At 71.2% G+C, this 16505-nt stretch carries 15 protein-coding genes; 10 read left to right on the top strand and 5 right to left on the bottom strand.

The window, feature by feature from the left end:
• Window positions 1-39 precede the first annotated feature (39 nt).
• From ACFU8W_RS04800 to ACFU8W_RS04770, 7 genes are all read left to right on the top strand, one after another.
• Window positions 40-453 (top strand): DUF3151 domain-containing protein, encoded by a 414-nt coding sequence (locus ACFU8W_RS04800; protein ID WP_030977723.1) that lies wholly within the window; start codon window positions 40-42, stop codon window positions 451-453.
• Window positions 454-615: 162 nt separating this feature from the next.
• Window positions 616-1464 carry a tryptophan 2,3-dioxygenase family protein gene (locus ACFU8W_RS04795; RefSeq protein ID WP_345517376.1) on the top strand — a complete coding sequence of 283 codons (849 nt, stop codon included), beginning with the start codon at window positions 616-618 and terminating at the stop codon, window positions 1462-1464.
• On the top strand, window positions 1457-2671 hold the full coding sequence (gene kynU, locus ACFU8W_RS04790) for a kynureninase (protein ID WP_345517377.1): 1215 nt from the start codon (window positions 1457-1459) through the stop codon (window positions 2669-2671). The genes ACFU8W_RS04795 and kynU overlap by 8 nt, the downstream gene beginning before the upstream one ends.
• Before the next feature lie 109 nt (window positions 2672-2780).
• Window positions 2781-3656, top strand: a complete 876-nt coding sequence (locus tag ACFU8W_RS04785) for an alpha/beta hydrolase (RefSeq protein WP_384032296.1) — start codon at window positions 2781-2783, stop codon at window positions 3654-3656.
• 144 nt (window positions 3657-3800) lie between these two features.
• Complete coding sequence (locus ACFU8W_RS04780) at window positions 3801-5120, top strand: sensor histidine kinase (RefSeq protein WP_384032294.1); 1320 nt, start codon at window positions 3801-3803, stop codon at window positions 5118-5120.
• On the top strand, window positions 5117-5779 hold the full coding sequence (locus ACFU8W_RS04775; protein ID WP_345517379.1) for a response regulator transcription factor: 663 nt from the start codon (window positions 5117-5119) through the stop codon (window positions 5777-5779). Before ACFU8W_RS04780 ends, ACFU8W_RS04775 begins: the two co-directional genes overlap by 4 nt.
• 61 nt (window positions 5780-5840) lie before the next feature.
• Complete coding sequence (locus ACFU8W_RS04770; protein WP_384032292.1) at window positions 5841-7070, top strand: cytochrome P450; 1230 nt, start codon at window positions 5841-5843, stop codon at window positions 7068-7070.
• A gap of 131 nt (window positions 7071-7201) precedes the next feature.
• Here the strand turns inward: ACFU8W_RS04770 and ACFU8W_RS04765 are convergent, their stop codons facing one another.
• A complete protein-coding gene (locus tag ACFU8W_RS04765) occupies window positions 7202-8824 on the bottom strand; it encodes an ABC transporter permease (protein WP_384032290.1) in 1623 nt (540 codons plus the stop codon).
• Window positions 8821-9735: an ATP-binding cassette domain-containing protein gene (locus ACFU8W_RS04760; protein WP_384032288.1), complete on the bottom strand. Its 915-nt coding sequence runs from the start codon at window positions 9733-9735 to the stop codon at window positions 8821-8823. The genes ACFU8W_RS04765 and ACFU8W_RS04760 overlap by 4 nt, the downstream gene beginning before the upstream one ends.
• Before the next feature lie 112 nt (window positions 9736-9847).
• Here ACFU8W_RS04760 and ACFU8W_RS04755 point away from each other — a divergent pair, with 112 nt between their 5' ends.
• On the top strand, window positions 9848-10387 hold the full coding sequence (locus tag ACFU8W_RS04755) for a GbsR/MarR family transcriptional regulator (RefSeq protein WP_384032286.1): 540 nt from the start codon (window positions 9848-9850) through the stop codon (window positions 10385-10387).
• A gap of 82 nt (window positions 10388-10469) precedes the next feature.
• On the opposite strand, the gene ACFU8W_RS04750 is transcribed toward ACFU8W_RS04755, so the two are convergent.
• Complete coding sequence (locus ACFU8W_RS04750; RefSeq protein WP_345517384.1) at window positions 10470-10742, bottom strand: DUF1876 domain-containing protein; 273 nt, start codon at window positions 10740-10742, stop codon at window positions 10470-10472.
• 140 nt (window positions 10743-10882) lie between these two features.
• On the bottom strand, window positions 10883-11749 hold the full coding sequence (locus tag ACFU8W_RS04745) for a diacylglycerol kinase (RefSeq protein WP_384032284.1): 867 nt from the start codon (window positions 11747-11749) through the stop codon (window positions 10883-10885).
• Window positions 11750-11935: 186 nt separating this feature from the next.
• Between ACFU8W_RS04745 and ACFU8W_RS04740 the strand changes: the two genes are divergently transcribed.
• Window positions 11936-13219 (top strand): adenylosuccinate synthase, encoded by a 1284-nt coding sequence (locus ACFU8W_RS04740; RefSeq protein ID WP_327245599.1) that lies wholly within the window; start codon window positions 11936-11938, stop codon window positions 13217-13219.
• A gap of 232 nt (window positions 13220-13451) precedes the next feature.
• Here the strand turns inward: ACFU8W_RS04740 and dnaN are convergent, their stop codons facing one another.
• The gene (gene dnaN, locus ACFU8W_RS04735) at window positions 13452-14570 is read right to left on the bottom strand and encodes a DNA polymerase III subunit beta (protein ID WP_384032281.1); all 1119 of its coding nucleotides are present in this window, start codon (window positions 14568-14570) and stop codon (window positions 13452-13454) included.
• 421 nt (window positions 14571-14991) lie between these two features.
• Between dnaN and ACFU8W_RS04730 the strand changes: the two genes are divergently transcribed.
• Window positions 14992-16455 carry a helix-turn-helix domain-containing protein gene (locus ACFU8W_RS04730; protein ID WP_384032980.1) on the top strand — a complete coding sequence of 488 codons (1464 nt, stop codon included), beginning with the start codon at window positions 14992-14994 and terminating at the stop codon, window positions 16453-16455.
• Window positions 16456-16505: the final 50 nt, after the last annotated feature.

The following is a 16505-nucleotide window of genomic DNA, read 5'->3' as shown; positions in this document are numbered from 1 at the left end:
GCTACCCCCGACGCGCATGTGCCAGGCACACTTGAACCCATGTCCATCCACGAGAACCTGCTCGGGGGGCCTCCCCCGACTCACCTGCCCGACGACCCGGAGCCGCGCGAGCTGCTCGCGAACGGCACGGCCCCCGCCGATGTCGCCGCGAAGTACCCGACCTCCTCCCTGGCCTGGGCGCAGCTCGCCGACGAGGCGTTCGAGGGCGGCCGCGTCATCGAGTCGTACGCCTATGCCCGCACCGGCTACCACCGCGGCCTCGACGCGCTCCGCAGGGCCGGCTGGAAGGGCCACGGGCCCGTACCGTTCGAGCACGAGCCGAACCGTGGTTTCCTGCGCGCCCTGCACGCCCTGGCGCGCGCCGCGCAGTCGATCGGTGAGCAGGAGGAGTACGAGCGCTGCTCGACGTTCCTCCGCGACTCGTCGCCGACCGCCGCCGAGATCCTGGGATAGCGGGCGCATACGCCCTGTTCACGGTCCCGCAGACGTATTCGCTGTCTGCGGGGCCTGCTCCTTTCGCGGGGCTCCGCTTAGGATGCGGACAGGGGACCGGAGCTCCATCACCTCATGGAAGGGGCGGACCGCTACCCGGAAGCTCGTGTCGAGGAGACAGCAATGTCGACGATCCACCCCGACCCCGAAGCCACCGGTGCGGACACCCCGTACCTGGACTTCGCGGGAACGACTCCGTACGAGGACTATGTCCAGGCGGATGTCCTGACCCACCTCCAGCACCTCCGCTCCGACGATCCGGGCGAGATGGTCTTCCTGGTCACCACTCAGGTCATGGAGCTGTGGTTCACGGTCATCGTCCATGAGTGGGAGACCGCGGCGCTCGCCCTCCGCGAGGACCGGCTGCCGGTCGCACGCGATGCGCTGAAGCGGTCGGTGCGGGAACTCGAGGCGCTCAACGCGTCCTGGACGCCGCTCGCCCAGCTCACCCCCGCCCAGTTCAACTCCTACCGTGGCGCACTCGGCGAGGGCTCCGGCTTCCAGTCGGCGATGTACCGGCGGATGGAGTTCCTGCTCGGCGACAAGTCCGCGTCCATGCTCGTACCGCACCGGGGTGCACCCCGCGTCCACGCCGAACTGGAGAAGGCGCTCGCCGAACCGGGTCTGTACGACGAGGTGCTCGCTCTGCTCGCCCGGCGCGGGCACGCCGTACCGCAGGCCGTGCTGGGCCGGGACCTGACGCAGAAGTACGAGCCGTCCCCCGAGGTCGAGGCCGTCTGGGCGGAGATCTACGCGGACCCCGAGCGGCACGACGAGCTCGTCCGGCTCGGCGAGGCGCTCACCGACGTCGGTGAGCTGGTGTGGCGCTGGCGCAACGACCATCTCGTCGCCACCCGGCGCGCGATGGGCTCGAAGACCGGCACCGGCGGATCCGCCGGGGTCGCGTGGCTGGAGAAACGTGCCACGAAGAACGTGTTCCCGGAGCTGTGGACGGCGCGCAGCCATGTCTGAGACCTTCGCCGCGCGGGCCGCGGCACTTGACGCCGCCGACGAACTCGGCGATCTGCGGAAGCTGTTCACCCTCGACGACACCGTGTATCTCGACGGCAACTCGCTGGGGGCGCTGCCCCGGCACGTACCCGCCCGGATGCAGGAGGTCCTCACCCGCGAGTGGGGTGAGCTGCGCATCCGGTCGTGGGACGAGAGCGGCTGGTGGACCGCGCCCGAGCGGATCGGCGACCGGATCGCCCCGCTCGTCGGGGCCGCCGCCGGGCAGATCGTGGTGGGCGATTCGACGAGCGTGAACGTCTTCAAGGCCGTCGTCGCCGCGAGCAGGCTGGCGCCCGAGGGACGCGACGAGATCCTGGTCGACGCGACGACGTTTCCCACGGACGGCTACATCGCCGAGTCCGCCGCCCGGATGACCGGGCACCGGCTCGTCCCCGTCGCCCCGGCGGACGTGCCGGGTGCGGTCGGCCCCCGTACCGCGGTCGTCCTGCTCAACCACGTCGACTTCCGCACCGGCCGGCTGCACGACCTGCCCGGTCTCACCGCCGCCGTGCACGCGGCGGGCGGGCTCGCGGTCTGGGACCTGTGCCACAGCGCGGGCGCGCTGCCGGTCGGGCTCGACGCGCACGGGGTGGACCTGGCAGTCGGCTGCACGTACAAGTACCTCAACGGCGGGCCCGGTTCGCCCGCCTATCTGTACGTCGCCGAGCGGCACCAGGCGGCCTTCGACTCGCCGCTTCCGGGGTGGACCTCGCATGCCGACCCGTTCGCGATGGCGCCGGGCTACGCTCCGGCGGACGGTTCCGTCCGCGGCCGGGTCGGAACCCCCGACATCCTGTCCATGCTGGCGCTCGAAGCGGCGCTGGACGTGTGGGACGGGGTGCCGGTCGAGGCGGTACGGGCCAAGTCGCTGGCGCTGACGGACTTCTTCCTGGAGTGCGTCGGGGCGTATGTGCCGGAGGGCGTGGTCGTCTCGGTCACCCCGGGGGCGCACGGGGAGCGCGGCAGCCAGGTGTCGTTGCGGTGTGTGGACGCGGCGGTCGCCGAGCCGGCGATGCGTGCGCTCATCGCCCGGGGCGTGGTCGGGGATCTGCGGCGACCGGATGTGCTGCGGTTCGGGTTCACGCCGTTGTACGTGGGGTTCGCGGATGTGGAGCGGGCTGCGCGGGTGCTGGGTGAGGTGGTGAGCGGGCCGCTCGGCGGGGCGTGACGCCTGCCGCGTCCCCACGGTCAATCCCCGTGGGGACGCGGTGCCCTGTGCTGATACCGTCCCCGCTGGTCAGGCCAGTTGGGCACCTCTGTCGGATGGTTGGAGCAGCATGTCGGATTCCGCCGCGCGTGATCGGGACGCAGTCGAGACCGAGTCGGCGTTCTCGCATCCGGCTGTCGCCCCCGACACCACCGCCGCCTACGGCACCCACCCCGACCAGGTGATCGACTTCTACGCCCCGCGCGACGGGCGGGCCGGGGCGCCCGTCGTGGTCGTCCTGCACGGCGGTGCGTGGCGGGCGCCGTACGACCGGCAGCATGTGTCGCCGCTCGCGGACTTCCTGGCCCGGCGTGGGTTCGCCGTCGCCAATGTCGAGTACCGGCGCGGCAGCGAGATCCCGCAGCAGCGCGGTTCCGGTGCGGTGGCGGGCTGTTGGCCCGAGACCCTCGACGACGTCGCCGCGGCGATGGACGCGCTGCCCGCACTGCTGGCCCGCGAACTGCCGGAGGCCGATGCGCGGCGGCTCGTCGTCACCGGTCACTCCGCGGGCGGTCACCTGGCGTTGTGGGCAGCGGCCCGGCACGTACTCCCGGAAGGGTCGCCGTGGCGGCTTCCCGCGGCGCCGCCGCTGCGCGGCGTTGTCGCCCTGGCGCCGATCGCCGACTTCACCACGGCGGTGAAGCTGGATGTCTGCTCCGGTGCGGTGGGTCAACTGCTCGGCAGGGAAGAGGACTTCGCGGCCAGGAGCCCGTACGCCGACCCGGCTGCCCTGCTGCCGACGGGAATCGCCACGGTGCTGGTGCAGGGACGCACCGACCTCACGGTGCCGCAGGCGGTCGCGGAGGCGTTCGTCGACGCGGCGGCGAAGGCCGGGGAGACGGTGGGGCTGACGCTGCTGGAGGAGGTCGGGCACTTTCCGTTGATCGATCCGGCGGCGGATGCGTGTGCGGTGGTGGCGGAGGAGATTGCGCAGCTGGCGTGGTGACAGGCGGTCCCGGGGTCGTCCGGTGGCGGCGCTCCCGGCCGTGACCGGTCCGCCCGGGTGGGTCCGAGTAGTCCTTGCGACGGATGCCGCAGGATCCACATCACTGCTGACGACGTCGCGCGCCGCGCCACCTACCGTGAGAGCGTGACCGAGACCACCAAGACCAGAAGTCCCGAGTTCCGGCTGGCCGCAGGGGCGATAGGCGGCCTGCGGCAGGACCTCTTCCATGATGCGTTCGCCTACCGTCCGCTGGCGCCGATGCGGGCCGGCCGGGCGCTGACCCGGCTGGTGCCCGAGCGGATGCGCGCGCGGGCCGGCTGGGCGCCGCACGCGCTGGTCGGGCTGGCCGCGCTGATCACGGTCCTCGTCGGCCTCACCGTGGCGGACGGCTCCGGGGCCTGGTCCGGGATCGAGATCATCGTGATCGGGCTGCTCCCGGCGATACCCGTCGTGATGACCCTGGTCCGGCCGGTCGGCGCGTTCTGGATGTCGATGGGGCTCACCCCGGTGGCAGCCGTCATCGGCGGCAATGACTGGCCGTGGGCGCCGAGCATGTTCCTCGCTCATCTGGTGGTGCTCGTCGTGGTCGCCGCCCGGACCCGGCCCCGTACCGCAGCCTGGATGTGGGTCCTGACCGTGCTGCTCGGCACCGTCATGGAGAGCATCGGCTGGCATTACTCCACGACCACCGCGCCCATGGCCGTGACCTCGGCGTTCGCTCTGCTCGTGGTGACCGTCGTGCAGACCCGCCGGGAAGCGGAGCGTGAGGTGACCGTGCAGCGCACCGTCACCGCCGTGGAACGCGACCGGCGCACGCTGCTGGAGGAGCGCACCACCATCGCCCGTGAGCTGCACGACGTGGTCGCCCACCACATGTCGGTCGTCGCGATCCAGGCCGAGGCGGCGCCGTACCGGGTGGAGAACCCACCCCCCGAGCTGGAGCAGGCCTTCGTCACCATCCGGGAGAACGCCGTCGCCGCCCTCACCGAACTGCGCCGGGTGCTCGGCGTCGTACGGGCCGAGGACTACCGGGCGCCGGACGCACCGCAGCCCACCCTCGCCGCACTCGACGGACTGCTCGCCAACGTGGCCGACGCCGGACTGGTGGCCGAGAAGACGATCACCGGCGCGGTACGTGAACTGCCGCAGGGCGTTGAGCTGTCGGCGTACCGGATCATCCAGGAAGCCCTCAGCAACACGTTGCGGCACGCCCCGGGCGCCACCGCCAAGGTCGAGATCGGTTATGTGCTGGGCGGGCTGGGGCTGAGGGTCGTCAACGGGCCGCCGACCGGTCCGGTGAAACCGTCGCAGGGTGCCGGGCACGGGATCACGGGGATGAGGGAACGGGTCGCGATGCTGAACGGCGAGATGACCGCCGAGCCGGCCGCGGACGGTGGTTACGAGATCACCGCGTTCATCCCCGTACCCCTGGCCCAGGAACCGACGCAGAGCGAGACCTCATGAACGACATCCGTGTCCTGATCGTCGACGACCAGATGATGGTCCGCGAGGGCTTCTCGGTGCTCCTGGGTGCGATGCCGGGCATCGAGGTCGTCGGTGAGGCGGTCGACGGCCGGCAGGCCATCGCCCAGGCGGCGGCGCTCCGGCCCGACGTGGTCCTGATGGACATCCGGATGCCGGAGCTGGGCGGCATCGAGGCGACCCGCGAGATCGTCGCCAACGACGCGGCCGCCAAGGTGCTGGTGCTGACGACGTTCGACCTCGACGAGTACGTGTACCAGGCGCTGCGTGCCGGGGCGTCCGGGTTCCTGCTGAAGGACGCCTCCGCGCGTCAACTCGCCGATGGTGTGCGAGTGGTGGCGGCCGGGGAAGCGCTGCTGGCGCCGACCGTCACCAAGCGGCTGATCACCGAGTTCTCGCGGCTCGCCGGAGCCCCGCGGCCACCCGCGCTGGCTCAGATCGGCGATCTGACGGAGCGCGAGACGGAGGTGCTCGTCCTCATCGCGCAGGGGTTGTCGAACGCGGAGATCGCCTCGCATCTGGTGGTCGCCGAGTCCACCATCAAGACGCATGTGAGCCGGATCCTGGTGAAGCTCGGGCTGCGGGACCGCACGCAGGCCGCGGTGTTCGCGTACGAGGCCCGCCTGGTCACCCCCTCCTGACCTCCTGCTCCCCTTGAGGGCCGCCCGTGACTAAACCGGCCGGTCCGGTTAGCGTCAGTTTATGCACCCGTCTCCGCAGCCCGCCGCCACCGCTACGTTCGACCCCTGGTCACCGGCGTTCGTCGCCGACCCGTACCCCGCGTACACCGCGCTGCGGGCCGCCGGCCGGGTGCACCGGTTCGAGCCCACGAACCAGTGGCTCGTTCCGCACTACGCGGATGTGTCCGCGCTGCTGCGGGACCGGCGCCTGGGCCGGACGTATCTGCACCGCTTCACGCACGAGGAGTTCGGCCGTACGCCCCCGCCGGCCGCGCACGAGCCCTTCACCACCCTCAACGGGCAGGGAATTCTCGACCTGGAGGCCCCCGACCACACCCGGATCCGGCGCCTGGTCTCGAAGGCGTTCACGCCGCGCACGGTCGAGCAGCTCGTCCCGACGGTGCAGCGGCTCGCCGCCGAGCTGGTCGACAGCTTTGTGGGTGCGGGCGGCGGCGACCTGCTCGCCGCGGTCGCGGAACCGCTGCCCGTCGCCGTCATCGCCGAGATGCTCGGCATCCCCGAGTCCGATCGCGGGGCGTTGCGGCCCTGGTCGGCGGCGATCTGCGGAATGTTCGAGCTGAATCCGTCCGAGGAGACCGCGAGCGCCGCAGTCCGCGCCTCGGTGGACTTCTCCGCGTATCTGCGGGAGCTGATCGCGGAGCGCCGCAAGAACCCCGGTACGGATCTGATCTCCGCGCTCATCGCCGCGCACGACGAAGGGGAGCGGCTCAGCGAGCAGGAGATGATCTCCACGTGTGTGCTGCTGCTGAACGCGGGCCACGAGGCGACGGTCAACACCACCGTGAACGGCTGGTGGACGCTGCTGCGTCATCCCGAGCAGCTGGCGGCCCTCCGCGCCGACCACGGGTTGCTGCCCACGGCCGTGGAGGAGTTGATGCGGTACGACACTCCGTTGCAGATGTTCGAGCGCTGGGTCCTCGACGACATCGAGATCGACGGCACGGTCATTCCGCGTGGCTCCGAGGTGGCCCTGCTCTTCGGCTCCGCCAACCGCGACCCGGCGCGCTTCGCGGACCCGGACACGCTGGACCTGTCCCGGCGGGAGAACCCGCACATCACCTTCGGTGCGGGCATCCACTTCTGCCTGGGCGCTCCACTCGCTCGGGTCGAACTCGCCGCGTCCTTCGGTGAGTTGTTGCGCCGGGCGCCCCGGATGCGACTGGCGTCCGAGCCGGAGTGGAACCCGGGCTATGTGATCAGGGGCCTGAAGGAGTTGCGCGTGGAGCTGTGACCGGAAGCGTTCCTCCCGGCACCCGCGCCTCGGGCCCAACCGGTCCGGTACCGCCCTCGATCGCCGGACGGGCCCGAAAGGGCGCCCACTTCGAGCCCGTCCGGCGATCGAGGACAGGAACGGTCACCCGCTCACCCCTGCACGTCCCGCCGCCGGAGTGCTCCCAGTCCCGCCGCCACCAGGACCGCCGCGCCCGCCGTGAGCCACAGCGCCGGCGGCCACTGCATCTCCGTGCCCGGCAGCTTCGGCAGGTGGCTGAACGGTGACAGGTTCATCACCGGCTGCGGCATGTTCACCGCCGGCCCGATCCATCCCAGGGCCAGGCAGATCCCGACGACTCCCCACGAGGCCACTGCCGCCTTCGGGAGCGCGCCGTACAGCAGGACGGTGAGACCTCCGAGCAGCCAGACGGCGGGCAGCTGCGCCAGCGACGCGCCCAGCACGGCCGGGAGTTCGTGGCCGTAGCCGGCGGCCAGGCCGAGGCCTCCGACCGCCATGATCAGTGCCGCCCCGCCGAAGGCGATGACCAGGTGTCCGGCCGCCCAGCCGATCCGGCTCACCCCGCCTGCCAGCACGGGTTCGGCTCGCCCCGCGGTTTCCTCGCCGTGCAGCCGCAGCACCGACGCGACGATGTACAGCGCGGCCACCATCCCCAGCATCCCGACCATCGCGGCGAGGAACGCGTCGGTCAGACCGGCCTGTCCGCCCATCCGTTCGAAGATTTCCTTCGTCTTCTCGTTGGTGCCGACGAGGTCCGCCGCCCCGCCGGTGAGCCCGCCGAAGACGGCGCCGACCGCGGCGAACGACAGCGTCCACCCGATCAGAGCACCGCGCTGCAGCCGAAGTGCCAGCCCGAACGCCGTGGAGATCCGCCCTGTCGCGGGTCCGGGACGCGTCGGCAGGAAGCTCATGCCGACATCACGCCGCCCGGCCAGGGCATACGCGATCCCGCCCTGGATCAGCACCGCGGCCCCGATCACCAGCAGCACCCACCACCGTTCGTCCGCGTAGGCCCGGACGTTCTCCGCCCAGCCGATCGGCGAGAGCCAGTTCAGTACGGACGAGGCGTCATCCGTCGACGAGTCGCCCGCCGCCTTCAGGACGAACGCGGCGCCGATCACCGCCGCCGTCAGCCCCTTCGCGAGCCGTGCGCTCTCCGTGAGCTGGGCGGCGATCGCTGCGGTGCAGGCGAACAGCGCCCCGATTCCGGCGACCGTCAGGGCGAGCGCCACCGCCCCGGCGCCGCCCGCCCCTGACCCGGCCATCCCGGCGACGATCGTCAGGGCGAGCGCGGCGTCGGCGATCAGTGCGGCGAGGAGGGCGGAGGTCAGCGGGGCGCGGCGCCCCACCATGGCGGCGGAGAGCATTTCCTGGCGGCCGGTCTCCTCCTCCTCGCGGGTGTGCCTGATGACGATGATCAGGCTCATCACGGCTGCCATCGCGGCGCCGAAGCCGACCATGCGCCAGGTGACGAGACCGCCGACGGAGTCGTTGAAGACGGGTCCGTACACCGCGCGCAGCGAACTGTTGCCGTTCATCGAGGCGGCGAGTTCGGCGCGCTGGGCCGCGGTGTCGTACAGCGAGGAGAAGGACTTCCCGACGGAGGAGAACGACCCGCCGAGCACGATCACCCAGATCGGCATCATGATCCGGTCGCGTCGCAGCGCGAGCCTGAGCAGGGTTCCGGTGCCGGTGAGCTGCCCGCCCCGGGCGGAGCGTCCGGCACGGGTCGCGGACACGGTCACGGCGGTCATCGCGCCGTCACCCCCGCGCGTTCGTCGGTGTCCGCGGCGTAGTGCCGCAGGAAGAGCTCCTCCAGGGTGGGCGGGGTGCTGGTCAGCGACCGCACGCCGGACGCGGTGAGCGACCTGAGGACGGCGTCGAGCTTGTCCGTGTCGACCTGGAGCGTGACCCGCATGCCCTGGATGTCGATGTCGTGCACGCCGGGCAGGTGCGCGAGCCCGTTGGGCGGCCCTGCCAGTTCGGCGGTGATGCTCGTACGGGTCAGATGCCGCATGTCCGCCAGCGAGCCGCTCTCCACCGTGCGCCCCTGCCGGATGATGCTCACCCGGTCGCAGAGCGCCTCGACCTCGCTGAGGATGTGGCTGGAGAGCAGGATCGTCCGTCCACGCTCGCGCTCCTCGGCGACGCAGCTCTGGAAGACCTCCTCCATGAGCGGGTCGAGCCCGCTGGTCGGCTCGTCGAGGATCAGCAGATCCACGTCGGAGGCGAACGCGGCGACGAGGGCGACCTTCTGCCGGTTGCCCTTGGAGTACGTACGCCCCTTCTTGGTGGGGTCGAGTTCGTACCGCTCGATGAGGTCGGCACGGCGGGCCGGGTCGAGTCCTCCGCGCAGCCGGCCGTACAGGTCGATCACCTCGCCGCCGGAGAGGTTGCGCCACAGAGTGACGTCACCGGGGACGTATGCCACCCGCCGATGCAGCTCGACCGCGTCGTTCCAGGGGTCCCGGCCGAGCAACTGGGCAGCGCCGGAGTCGGCCCGCAGCAGGCCCAGCAGGACCCGGATGGTGGTGGACTTCCCGGAACCGTTGGGCCCGAGAAAGCCGTGAACCTCACCGGTCTCGACCGTGAGGTCGAGGCCGTCCAGCGCGTGTGTCCGCCCGAACGACTTGTGCAGTCCGGCCACGGTGATTGCCGTCGTCATGTTTCTGAACGTACGCTACTTTCACAAACTTGTGAAGTTAAGGAAGCGTATAAAGTCGGGGTGTAGCCCGGGGTCGGGAACCCGCAGGAAATTCAGGGGAGACGATGGGGCGATGAGCAGCGAAACCGGCGCGGACGGGCGTGAGCGCGAGCCGGAGCCCGAGCGCGCGCGTGATGAGGAGGCCGTGTCGCGGTTCGTGGAGCGCTTCGCGGCCGAGATGACCGAGGCGGGCATGCAGCGGATGGCGTCGCGCGTCTTCGCGGCACTGCTCGCGGACGACGACGGCTCCATGACCTCGGCGGAGCTCAGCGAGCAGCTTCGGATCAGCCCGGCCGCGGTCTCCGCCGCGATCAACTACCTCACGCAGGTCAGCATGGTCGGCCGCGAACGCGACCCGGGCTCGCGCAGGGACCGCTACCGCCTGCACAACGAGATCTGGTACGCCACCTTCGCCGGCCGCGACCGGGTCCTGACCCGCTGGGAGCACACCCTCAAGGAGGGTGCACAGACCCTCGGCCCGGACACCCCTGCCGGTACGCGGCTCGCGGAGACCGCGGAGTTCTTCGAGTTCCTGCAGTCGGAACTGGTCGGCATGATGGACCGCTGGCGCGACTACCGCAAGAAGTACGACCTTCCGGGAGGGAAGAACTAGTGCCGTGAGGGGCACTGGGCAAAGCGCAAGAGCCTGGCAAGAGGCCCGGGACACTGGGCCCTGGGCCTCGGCTCGGAACGGCTCAGGTCAGCGGGTGCGACGTCCGGCCGGACGCCTCGTCGATCTCGTCGTGCGCCTTGGTCAGCAGGTTCATGGCGAGTTCGTTCAGTGCTCTGGCACCCGCGATCTCCTCGCCGACCCTCGGCTGCTGGGAGTCGGAGGGGTGGCGGCTGGCGTATCCGTGCGCACGTACCTCGTTCCCGTCGGGAAGCCGTACGAGGGCGGCGGCACGGGTGCGGTGGTTGTCCTCCTCGAATTCCAGCTCGATGTGCCATCCGACAGCGGTTTTCATCATGGCGAACACCTCCAGGACCTGCTACCAGGGTGCGCCTCTTTGCGCGCCCGCGCTCGGTATGTCAGGGGCCGGTCGCGCGCGGGTCGCGGCAGGTGCGACAGGCCCCCTGAACCCTCACGTGCGCGCCCCCGGCGCGGGGATCATCCACTCTCCGCCGTCACCGGCAGCATCAGCCCCCACGCACCCGCCCGCACCGTCCACGTCCTCGTCCGGACCGGGCCGCCGACCTGTATGTCCGCCCGGTAGCGGAAGTCCGCGCCGGAGACCGTGACCGCCTTCGCCTCCGCGGTCACCGGTTCGCCGGTCGTCGTCCGGACCACCACGTCCGCCAGGCCCCTGTCACCGCCCTGCGCGCTCATCGTCACCGATTCGACCGGGCGGTCCAGATCGTTCAGCAGCACCCCGTCCACCTCGACCCGCAGCCGATGGGTGCGGGGCGGGACGGGCGGGGCCGGCGACGGGGCGGGGCGGACCAGGGTCCGTACGAGGGAGCGGCAGGTGTCCCAGACCGCCGTGACACCCGTGTGCGCCGTCGTCGCGCCCGGTGCCGCGGACAGGGCGGGGATGCGCAGGGCGCCCAGGACGACCCCGTCGCTGTCGTCGACCAGCAGGTCGAGCCGGCGCACCGCCCCGTCCAGCGCCGCGCGCGCCGCGGCCACCGCGCCGAGGGGCACGCCGAGCGAATGCGCGAGTTCCAGCGCGGCCGCGGCACCCACCGGGACCAGCGAGAGCACTGCGCCGGCCAGCTCCCGCTCCCGGTGCAGGAGGGTCACGGCGCGCAGCAGCGTCCGGTCGTCGCCGACGACCACCGGCCGCCTGCCGCCCCGGCGGGACAAGGCCCGCGCGAACTCCTCCGGGCTGTCCGGGAGGCAGATCTTGGCGTGCGAACCGGCGCTCAGCACGTCCTTCGCGATCCGGACGGACTCGCCGTCGGTCCGGCGGGCGACCGGGTCGATGACCACCAGCAATTGGTCCGTACCGTTGCCGGGGGGCTGGGCAGCCGACACCTCGGTCCTTCCTCGGGTAGCATCTTGGTGCAAGAGCCCCTTGCGCTATTGCGCCAGGGGCTTCGTCTATTCCGGGGCACCCGGTTCGACGGTTCAGGCTTCGTCGTACATCGTCGTACGGCATGTACGGCGCTTTCGTACGCCCCCTGACCTTGGACATGCCCCGCCCGGAAGGGGTGTACGCCTGTGCCCGCACTTGTGCTGCTCGGTGCTCAGTGGGGTGACGAGGGCAAGGGAAAGGCCACCGACCTCCTCGGTGGTTCCGTGGACTATGTGGTGCGTTACCAAGGCGGCAACAATGCCGGCCACACGGTGGTCGTCGGCGACCAGAAGTACGCACTTCATCTCCTCCCCTCCGGAATCCTTTCGCCGGGGTGCACCCCGGTCATCGGTAACGGTGTCGTCGTCGACCCGGCGGTCCTGCTCTCCGAGCTGAGTGGGCTCAACGAGCGCGGCGTGGACACGTCCAAGCTGCTGATCAGCGGCAACGCTCATTTGATCACTCCGTACAACGTCACCATCGACAAGGTGACGGAACGGTTCCTCGGGAAGCGGAAGATCGGCACGACCGGCCGCGGTATCGGCCCGACGTACGCCGACAAGATCAACCGTGTGGGCATCCGGGTCCAGGACCTGTACGACGAGTCGATCCTGGAGCAGAAGGTCGAGGCGGCCCTGGAGCAGAAGAACCAGCTCCTCGCCAAGGTCTTCAACCGCCGCGCCATCGAGTCCGGCAAGATCGTCGAGGAGATGCTCCAGTACGCGGAGCAGATCAAGCCGTACGTCGCGGACACGACGCTGATCCTCAACGACGCCATCGACGCGGGCAAGGTCGTCCTCTTCGAGGGCGGTCAGGGCACGCTGCTCGATGTCGACCACGGCACGTACCCCTTCGTCACCTCGTCGAACCCGACCGCGGGCGGCGCCTGCACCGGTTCCGGCGTGGGTCCGACGAAGATCAGCCGGGTCATCGGCATCCTCAAGGCGTACACCACGCGCGTCGGCGCCGGTCCGTTCCCGACGGAACTGCTCGACGAGGACGGCGAGGCGCTGCGCCGGATCGGTGGCGAGCGCGGTGTCACCACCGGCCGCGACCGCCGCTGCGGCTGGTTCGACGCGGTGATCGCACGGTACGCGACCCGGGTCAACGGTCTCACCGACTTCTTCCTCACCAAGCTGGACGTGCTGACCGGCTGGGAGCAGATCCCGGTGTGTGTCGCGTACGAGATCGACGGCAAGCGCGTCGACGAGCTCCCGTACAGCCAGACCGACTTCCACCACGCGAAGCCGGTCTACGAGATGCTGCCGGGCTGGTCCGAGGACATCACGAAGGCCAAGACCTTCGCCGACCTGCCGAAGAACGCGCAGGCGTACGTGAAGGCGCTGGAGGACATGTCCGGCGCCCCGATCTCCGCGATCGGTGTCGGCCCCGGCCGGACCGAGACCATCGAGATCAACTCCTTCCTGTAGGACGGACACGACGCGGAGGGGCCGGGACGCAGGCGTCCCGGCCCCTCCGCGCGTTCAGTCCTCCCCGCAGATCCGCAGCCCCTTCGGCGTCGCGCACGGCAGACGACCGTGGGCACGGACGACGTCCTGGCCGCTGCCTCGGCTCAGACAGCCCAGGAAGCCGGAGGCCGGTGAGTCGGCCTGCGGCCGGCCGCAGGTGTCGACGTACGCGATCTCCCGGTACGGGTAGCTGTCAGACCAGTGGCTTCACGGACATCAGAAGATGCCGGTGCGTGGGGCCGCCCTCGGGTTCGTCCCCGGCCGTCCGGCCGGTGATCATGGCGCGCTGGCCGGGACCCATCATGCGGAACTGCACGACCGGCGCGTCGAACGAAGCCAGGGCGTCCATCAGGTACGAGGGGTTGAAGGCGACCGTCAGCTCGTCGGCGCCCTCCAGGACCGCGGGCAGCCGCTGGGACGCGACGTCGTCCTCGTACCCCGCCTGAAGCAGCACCGAGCCGTCGGAGAAGGTCAGATGGAGCGGGCTGTCGCCGTCCGCGACCACCGCGACGCGCTTGACGGCCTCGACCAGGGGCGCCCGGTCCGTGACCGCCGTCGTCGGGTCCGCCATCGCGAACAGCTTGTCGTGGCGGGGGAGTCGGCCGTCCAGGAGGCGAACCGTGGTCCGCATCCCGGCGAGTTCGAAGCCGGCCGATCCGACGTCCAGTGCGACGCGGACCATGCCGGAGCGGCCGAAGGAGCGGGCGATCTCGGTCAGCCGCCGGGCCGACACCACCACATCGGCCGTGACATCCGCCGCCTCCGGTTTCCATCCGAGCGTGCGCACCGCGAAGCGGTACCGGTCCGTGGCGGCCAGCGTCATCGTGTCGCCGTCGAGCCCCAGCCGGATCCCGGTGAGGGTCGGCAGCGTGTCGTCCCGGCCCGCGGCCACGGTCACATGGGCGACGGCCGCGGCGAACTCCTCGGAGTCCACCGCTCCCAGCACCTCGGGCAGCGGCGGCAGCGCCGGACAGTCGTCGAGCGGCAGCACGGACAGCCCGAACCGGGCGCCGCCGCCGATCACGGAGAAACGTGAACCCTCCACCGCGCACACCACCGGACCCTCGGGCAGCACCCGGCACACATCGAGCAGCCGTCGGCCCATGACCAGGACCTTCCCGGCCCGTACGGTCTCCGCCCCCACCTCGATGCGGGCGGACGCCTCGTAATCCAGGCCGGAGATCCGCAACACCTCGCCGTCGGCCTCCAGCAGCAGCCCGCCGAGCACGGGTACGGGCGACCGGGCGGGCAGCACCCGGGCCGCCCAGGCCACGGCATCCGTCAGTGCGTTGCGATCAATGCGGAACTCCATGCGCGGGGCCTCTCTCCGTCGGACCAACGGGGTCCGACGCTAGAGGGCGCCACTGACAACCGACCGCGGACCGGCGTCGCGCGGCCGACGGCAGCGACCACCCCCGTGGGTCGCTGCCGTCGTCCACCCCGCCGTCCCCCGACGCCCCTGTGTCCACGGACGGCACCCGACATCCCCCGACATCCATGCCGTCCGCGGAACACGTTCGGACTGTAGGTCGGCGGGTACCCGACAGGAAGATTCAATTCGCACGGTGTGGGCACCTCGGGGGTAACAGTCCGCACAGCCAAACCGGTACTCTGCACTCCGGTTATCTCCACTGCCGGGGACAGAAGCAGGGGGCAGAAGCAGGGACAGACGGGCACGAGTACGGAGCGGAGGGCCTGTGCGAGCGCAGGAACGGGCCGACGACGTACTGCGGATGAACCGCCTGGCCCGCGTCGGTGGCGTGCAGGAACTGCTGCGCTGGCTGTCGGGGCGCGCCGACGGCTGGGCCGGACTGCTCCACGACGACGGAACCGTCCTGCACGCCGTGGCACGGACCCCGGACCGCACGAGCGCCGCGGCCGTCACGCTCGCCTCCGACGGCGCAAGGGAACTGACGGCCCTCGGCGCACGCTCCTTCACCCTCGACCGTGGCCAGGACACCGCTCTGCTGCTCCCGCTCGACGGCCCGCCCGATGCCCGTGACGCCCGCGTCCCGGTCCTCGCCGTCGTCACGTGCCGTCCGCTGCCGGACGGGCTGGCCACGCTCCTCGCCGACGCGGTGATGCCCCTGGCCATGTGCTGGGCGGCCGAATCGGTCGAACGCAAACGCCGCCGCGTCGACCTCGCGGAGTCCCGCGGCCGGGAAGCGGTGCTGCATCTGCTGATGACCGGCCAGCTCTCCATTGCCCACCAGGTCGCGGGCGCTCTGAAGCCCAGGCTGCCGGACCCCGTCCAGGTGTGCGTGGTGGAGTGCCCGGGCGGGCGGCGGGACGAGGTGGCGAAGGTCTGCGCGGATCTCTCCGGCGGACGGTCCTGGATCGTGCGGTGTCCGGTGTACGCACGCCACTTGATCCTCGTCGTGCCCGCCGGCCCGGGCGGGACCGAGCCGCGACTCGGTCGTGAAGTCGCCGACGTGGTGGACGACTGCGTGGTCGGCGTGAGCGAGGAGGTTCCGCTCAGCGACACGGCGACCGGATACCGGCAGGCGTTCCATGCCCTGGCGGTCGCCCGCGGACTGCCCGTCCGGCACGCCCGGTTCGGCTCGGCACCGGAACCGGCTCTGCTCGTCGGCGCCGAGGGCGCACAGTGGGCCGACGACCTGCTGACGCCCCTCCTCACCCACCTGCCCCGGCGCAGCCAGGACCCCGGCAGTCAGGAACTGGCGGCGACGCTGGGTTCCTGGCTCGCGTTCTCGTCCCATGCGACCAAGCATCTGAAGATCCACCGCAACACCCTGTCCGCACGGCTGCGGTTGATCGGCGAGCTGCTCGGACGCGACCTCAACCGGCTCGCCGACCAGGCCGCACTCGACCTGGCACTGCGGATCCGCGCCACCCCCGCCCGCGCACCCCGTCCTGCCGAGCCCGGGAAGGGGGTCCGCTCCCTGGACGAGATCCTGCGCCGCCCCGACGTTCGGGAGTGGGCGGCCCAGCAACTGCAACCGCTCCGCCGCAACGGCGGGGCGGCCGAGGCGACGGTCCGGTGCTGGCTGGACTGCGAGGCTCAACTGGCGCCGACCGCAGAGGCGTTGGGGATCTCCGTGCCGGGCGCCCGCAAGCGCCTCACCCGGCTCGAAGCGGCACTCCAGCGCTCACTGCTCCAAACACCCAGTGCGCGTTACGAGTTGTGGCTGGCTTTCCGGGCGTTGGCTGTTGCGGGTGTCACCGGCGCGGTGTGAGTTTCACTGCGGGACCCATGGTCGTCGGCCCGAAGCAGGAGGACGGGTTC

Origin of the sequence: Streptomyces sp. NPDC057565 (assembly GCF_042801455.1) — a bacterium.
In the GTDB taxonomy this organism is placed as follows: domain Bacteria; phylum Actinomycetota; class Actinomycetes; order Streptomycetales; family Streptomycetaceae; genus Streptomyces; species Streptomyces yanii.
The sequence above is the reverse complement of the archived record's forward strand: the minus strand, read 5'-3'. Positions and strand labels throughout refer to the sequence as shown.

Excerpts from the sequence above, each read along its gene's own strand:
- ACFU8W_RS04795 (WP_345517376.1), top strand. The coding sequence starts at position 616 with ATGTCGACGATCCACCCCGACCCCGAAGCCACCGGTGCGGACACCCCG.
- ACFU8W_RS04770 (WP_384032292.1), top strand. The coding sequence starts at position 5,841 with ATGCACCCGTCTCCGCAGCCCGCCGCCACCGCTACGTTCGACCCCTGG.
- kynU (WP_345517377.1), top strand. The coding sequence starts at position 1,457 with ATGTCTGAGACCTTCGCCGCGCGGGCCGCGGCACTTGACGCCGCCGAC.
- dnaN (WP_384032281.1), bottom strand. The coding sequence starts at position 14,570 with ATGGAGTTCCGCATTGATCGCAACGCACTGACGGATGCCGTGGCCTGG.
- ACFU8W_RS04765 (WP_384032290.1), bottom strand. The coding sequence starts at position 8,824 with ATGACCGCCGTGACCGTGTCCGCGACCCGTGCCGGACGCTCCGCCCGG.
- ACFU8W_RS04760 (WP_384032288.1), bottom strand. The coding sequence starts at position 9,735 with ATGACGACGGCAATCACCGTGGCCGGACTGCACAAGTCGTTCGGGCGG.
- ACFU8W_RS04775 (WP_345517379.1), top strand. The coding sequence starts at position 5,117 with ATGAACGACATCCGTGTCCTGATCGTCGACGACCAGATGATGGTCCGC.
- ACFU8W_RS04755 (WP_384032286.1), top strand. The coding sequence starts at position 9,848 with ATGAGCAGCGAAACCGGCGCGGACGGGCGTGAGCGCGAGCCGGAGCCC.
- ACFU8W_RS04730 (WP_384032980.1), top strand. The coding sequence starts at position 14,992 with ATGAACCGCCTGGCCCGCGTCGGTGGCGTGCAGGAACTGCTGCGCTGG.
- ACFU8W_RS04785 (WP_384032296.1), top strand. The coding sequence starts at position 2,781 with ATGTCGGATTCCGCCGCGCGTGATCGGGACGCAGTCGAGACCGAGTCG.
- ACFU8W_RS04750 (WP_345517384.1), bottom strand. The coding sequence starts at position 10,742 with ATGATGAAAACCGCTGTCGGATGGCACATCGAGCTGGAATTCGAGGAG.
- ACFU8W_RS04800 (WP_030977723.1), top strand. The coding sequence starts at position 40 with ATGTCCATCCACGAGAACCTGCTCGGGGGGCCTCCCCCGACTCACCTG.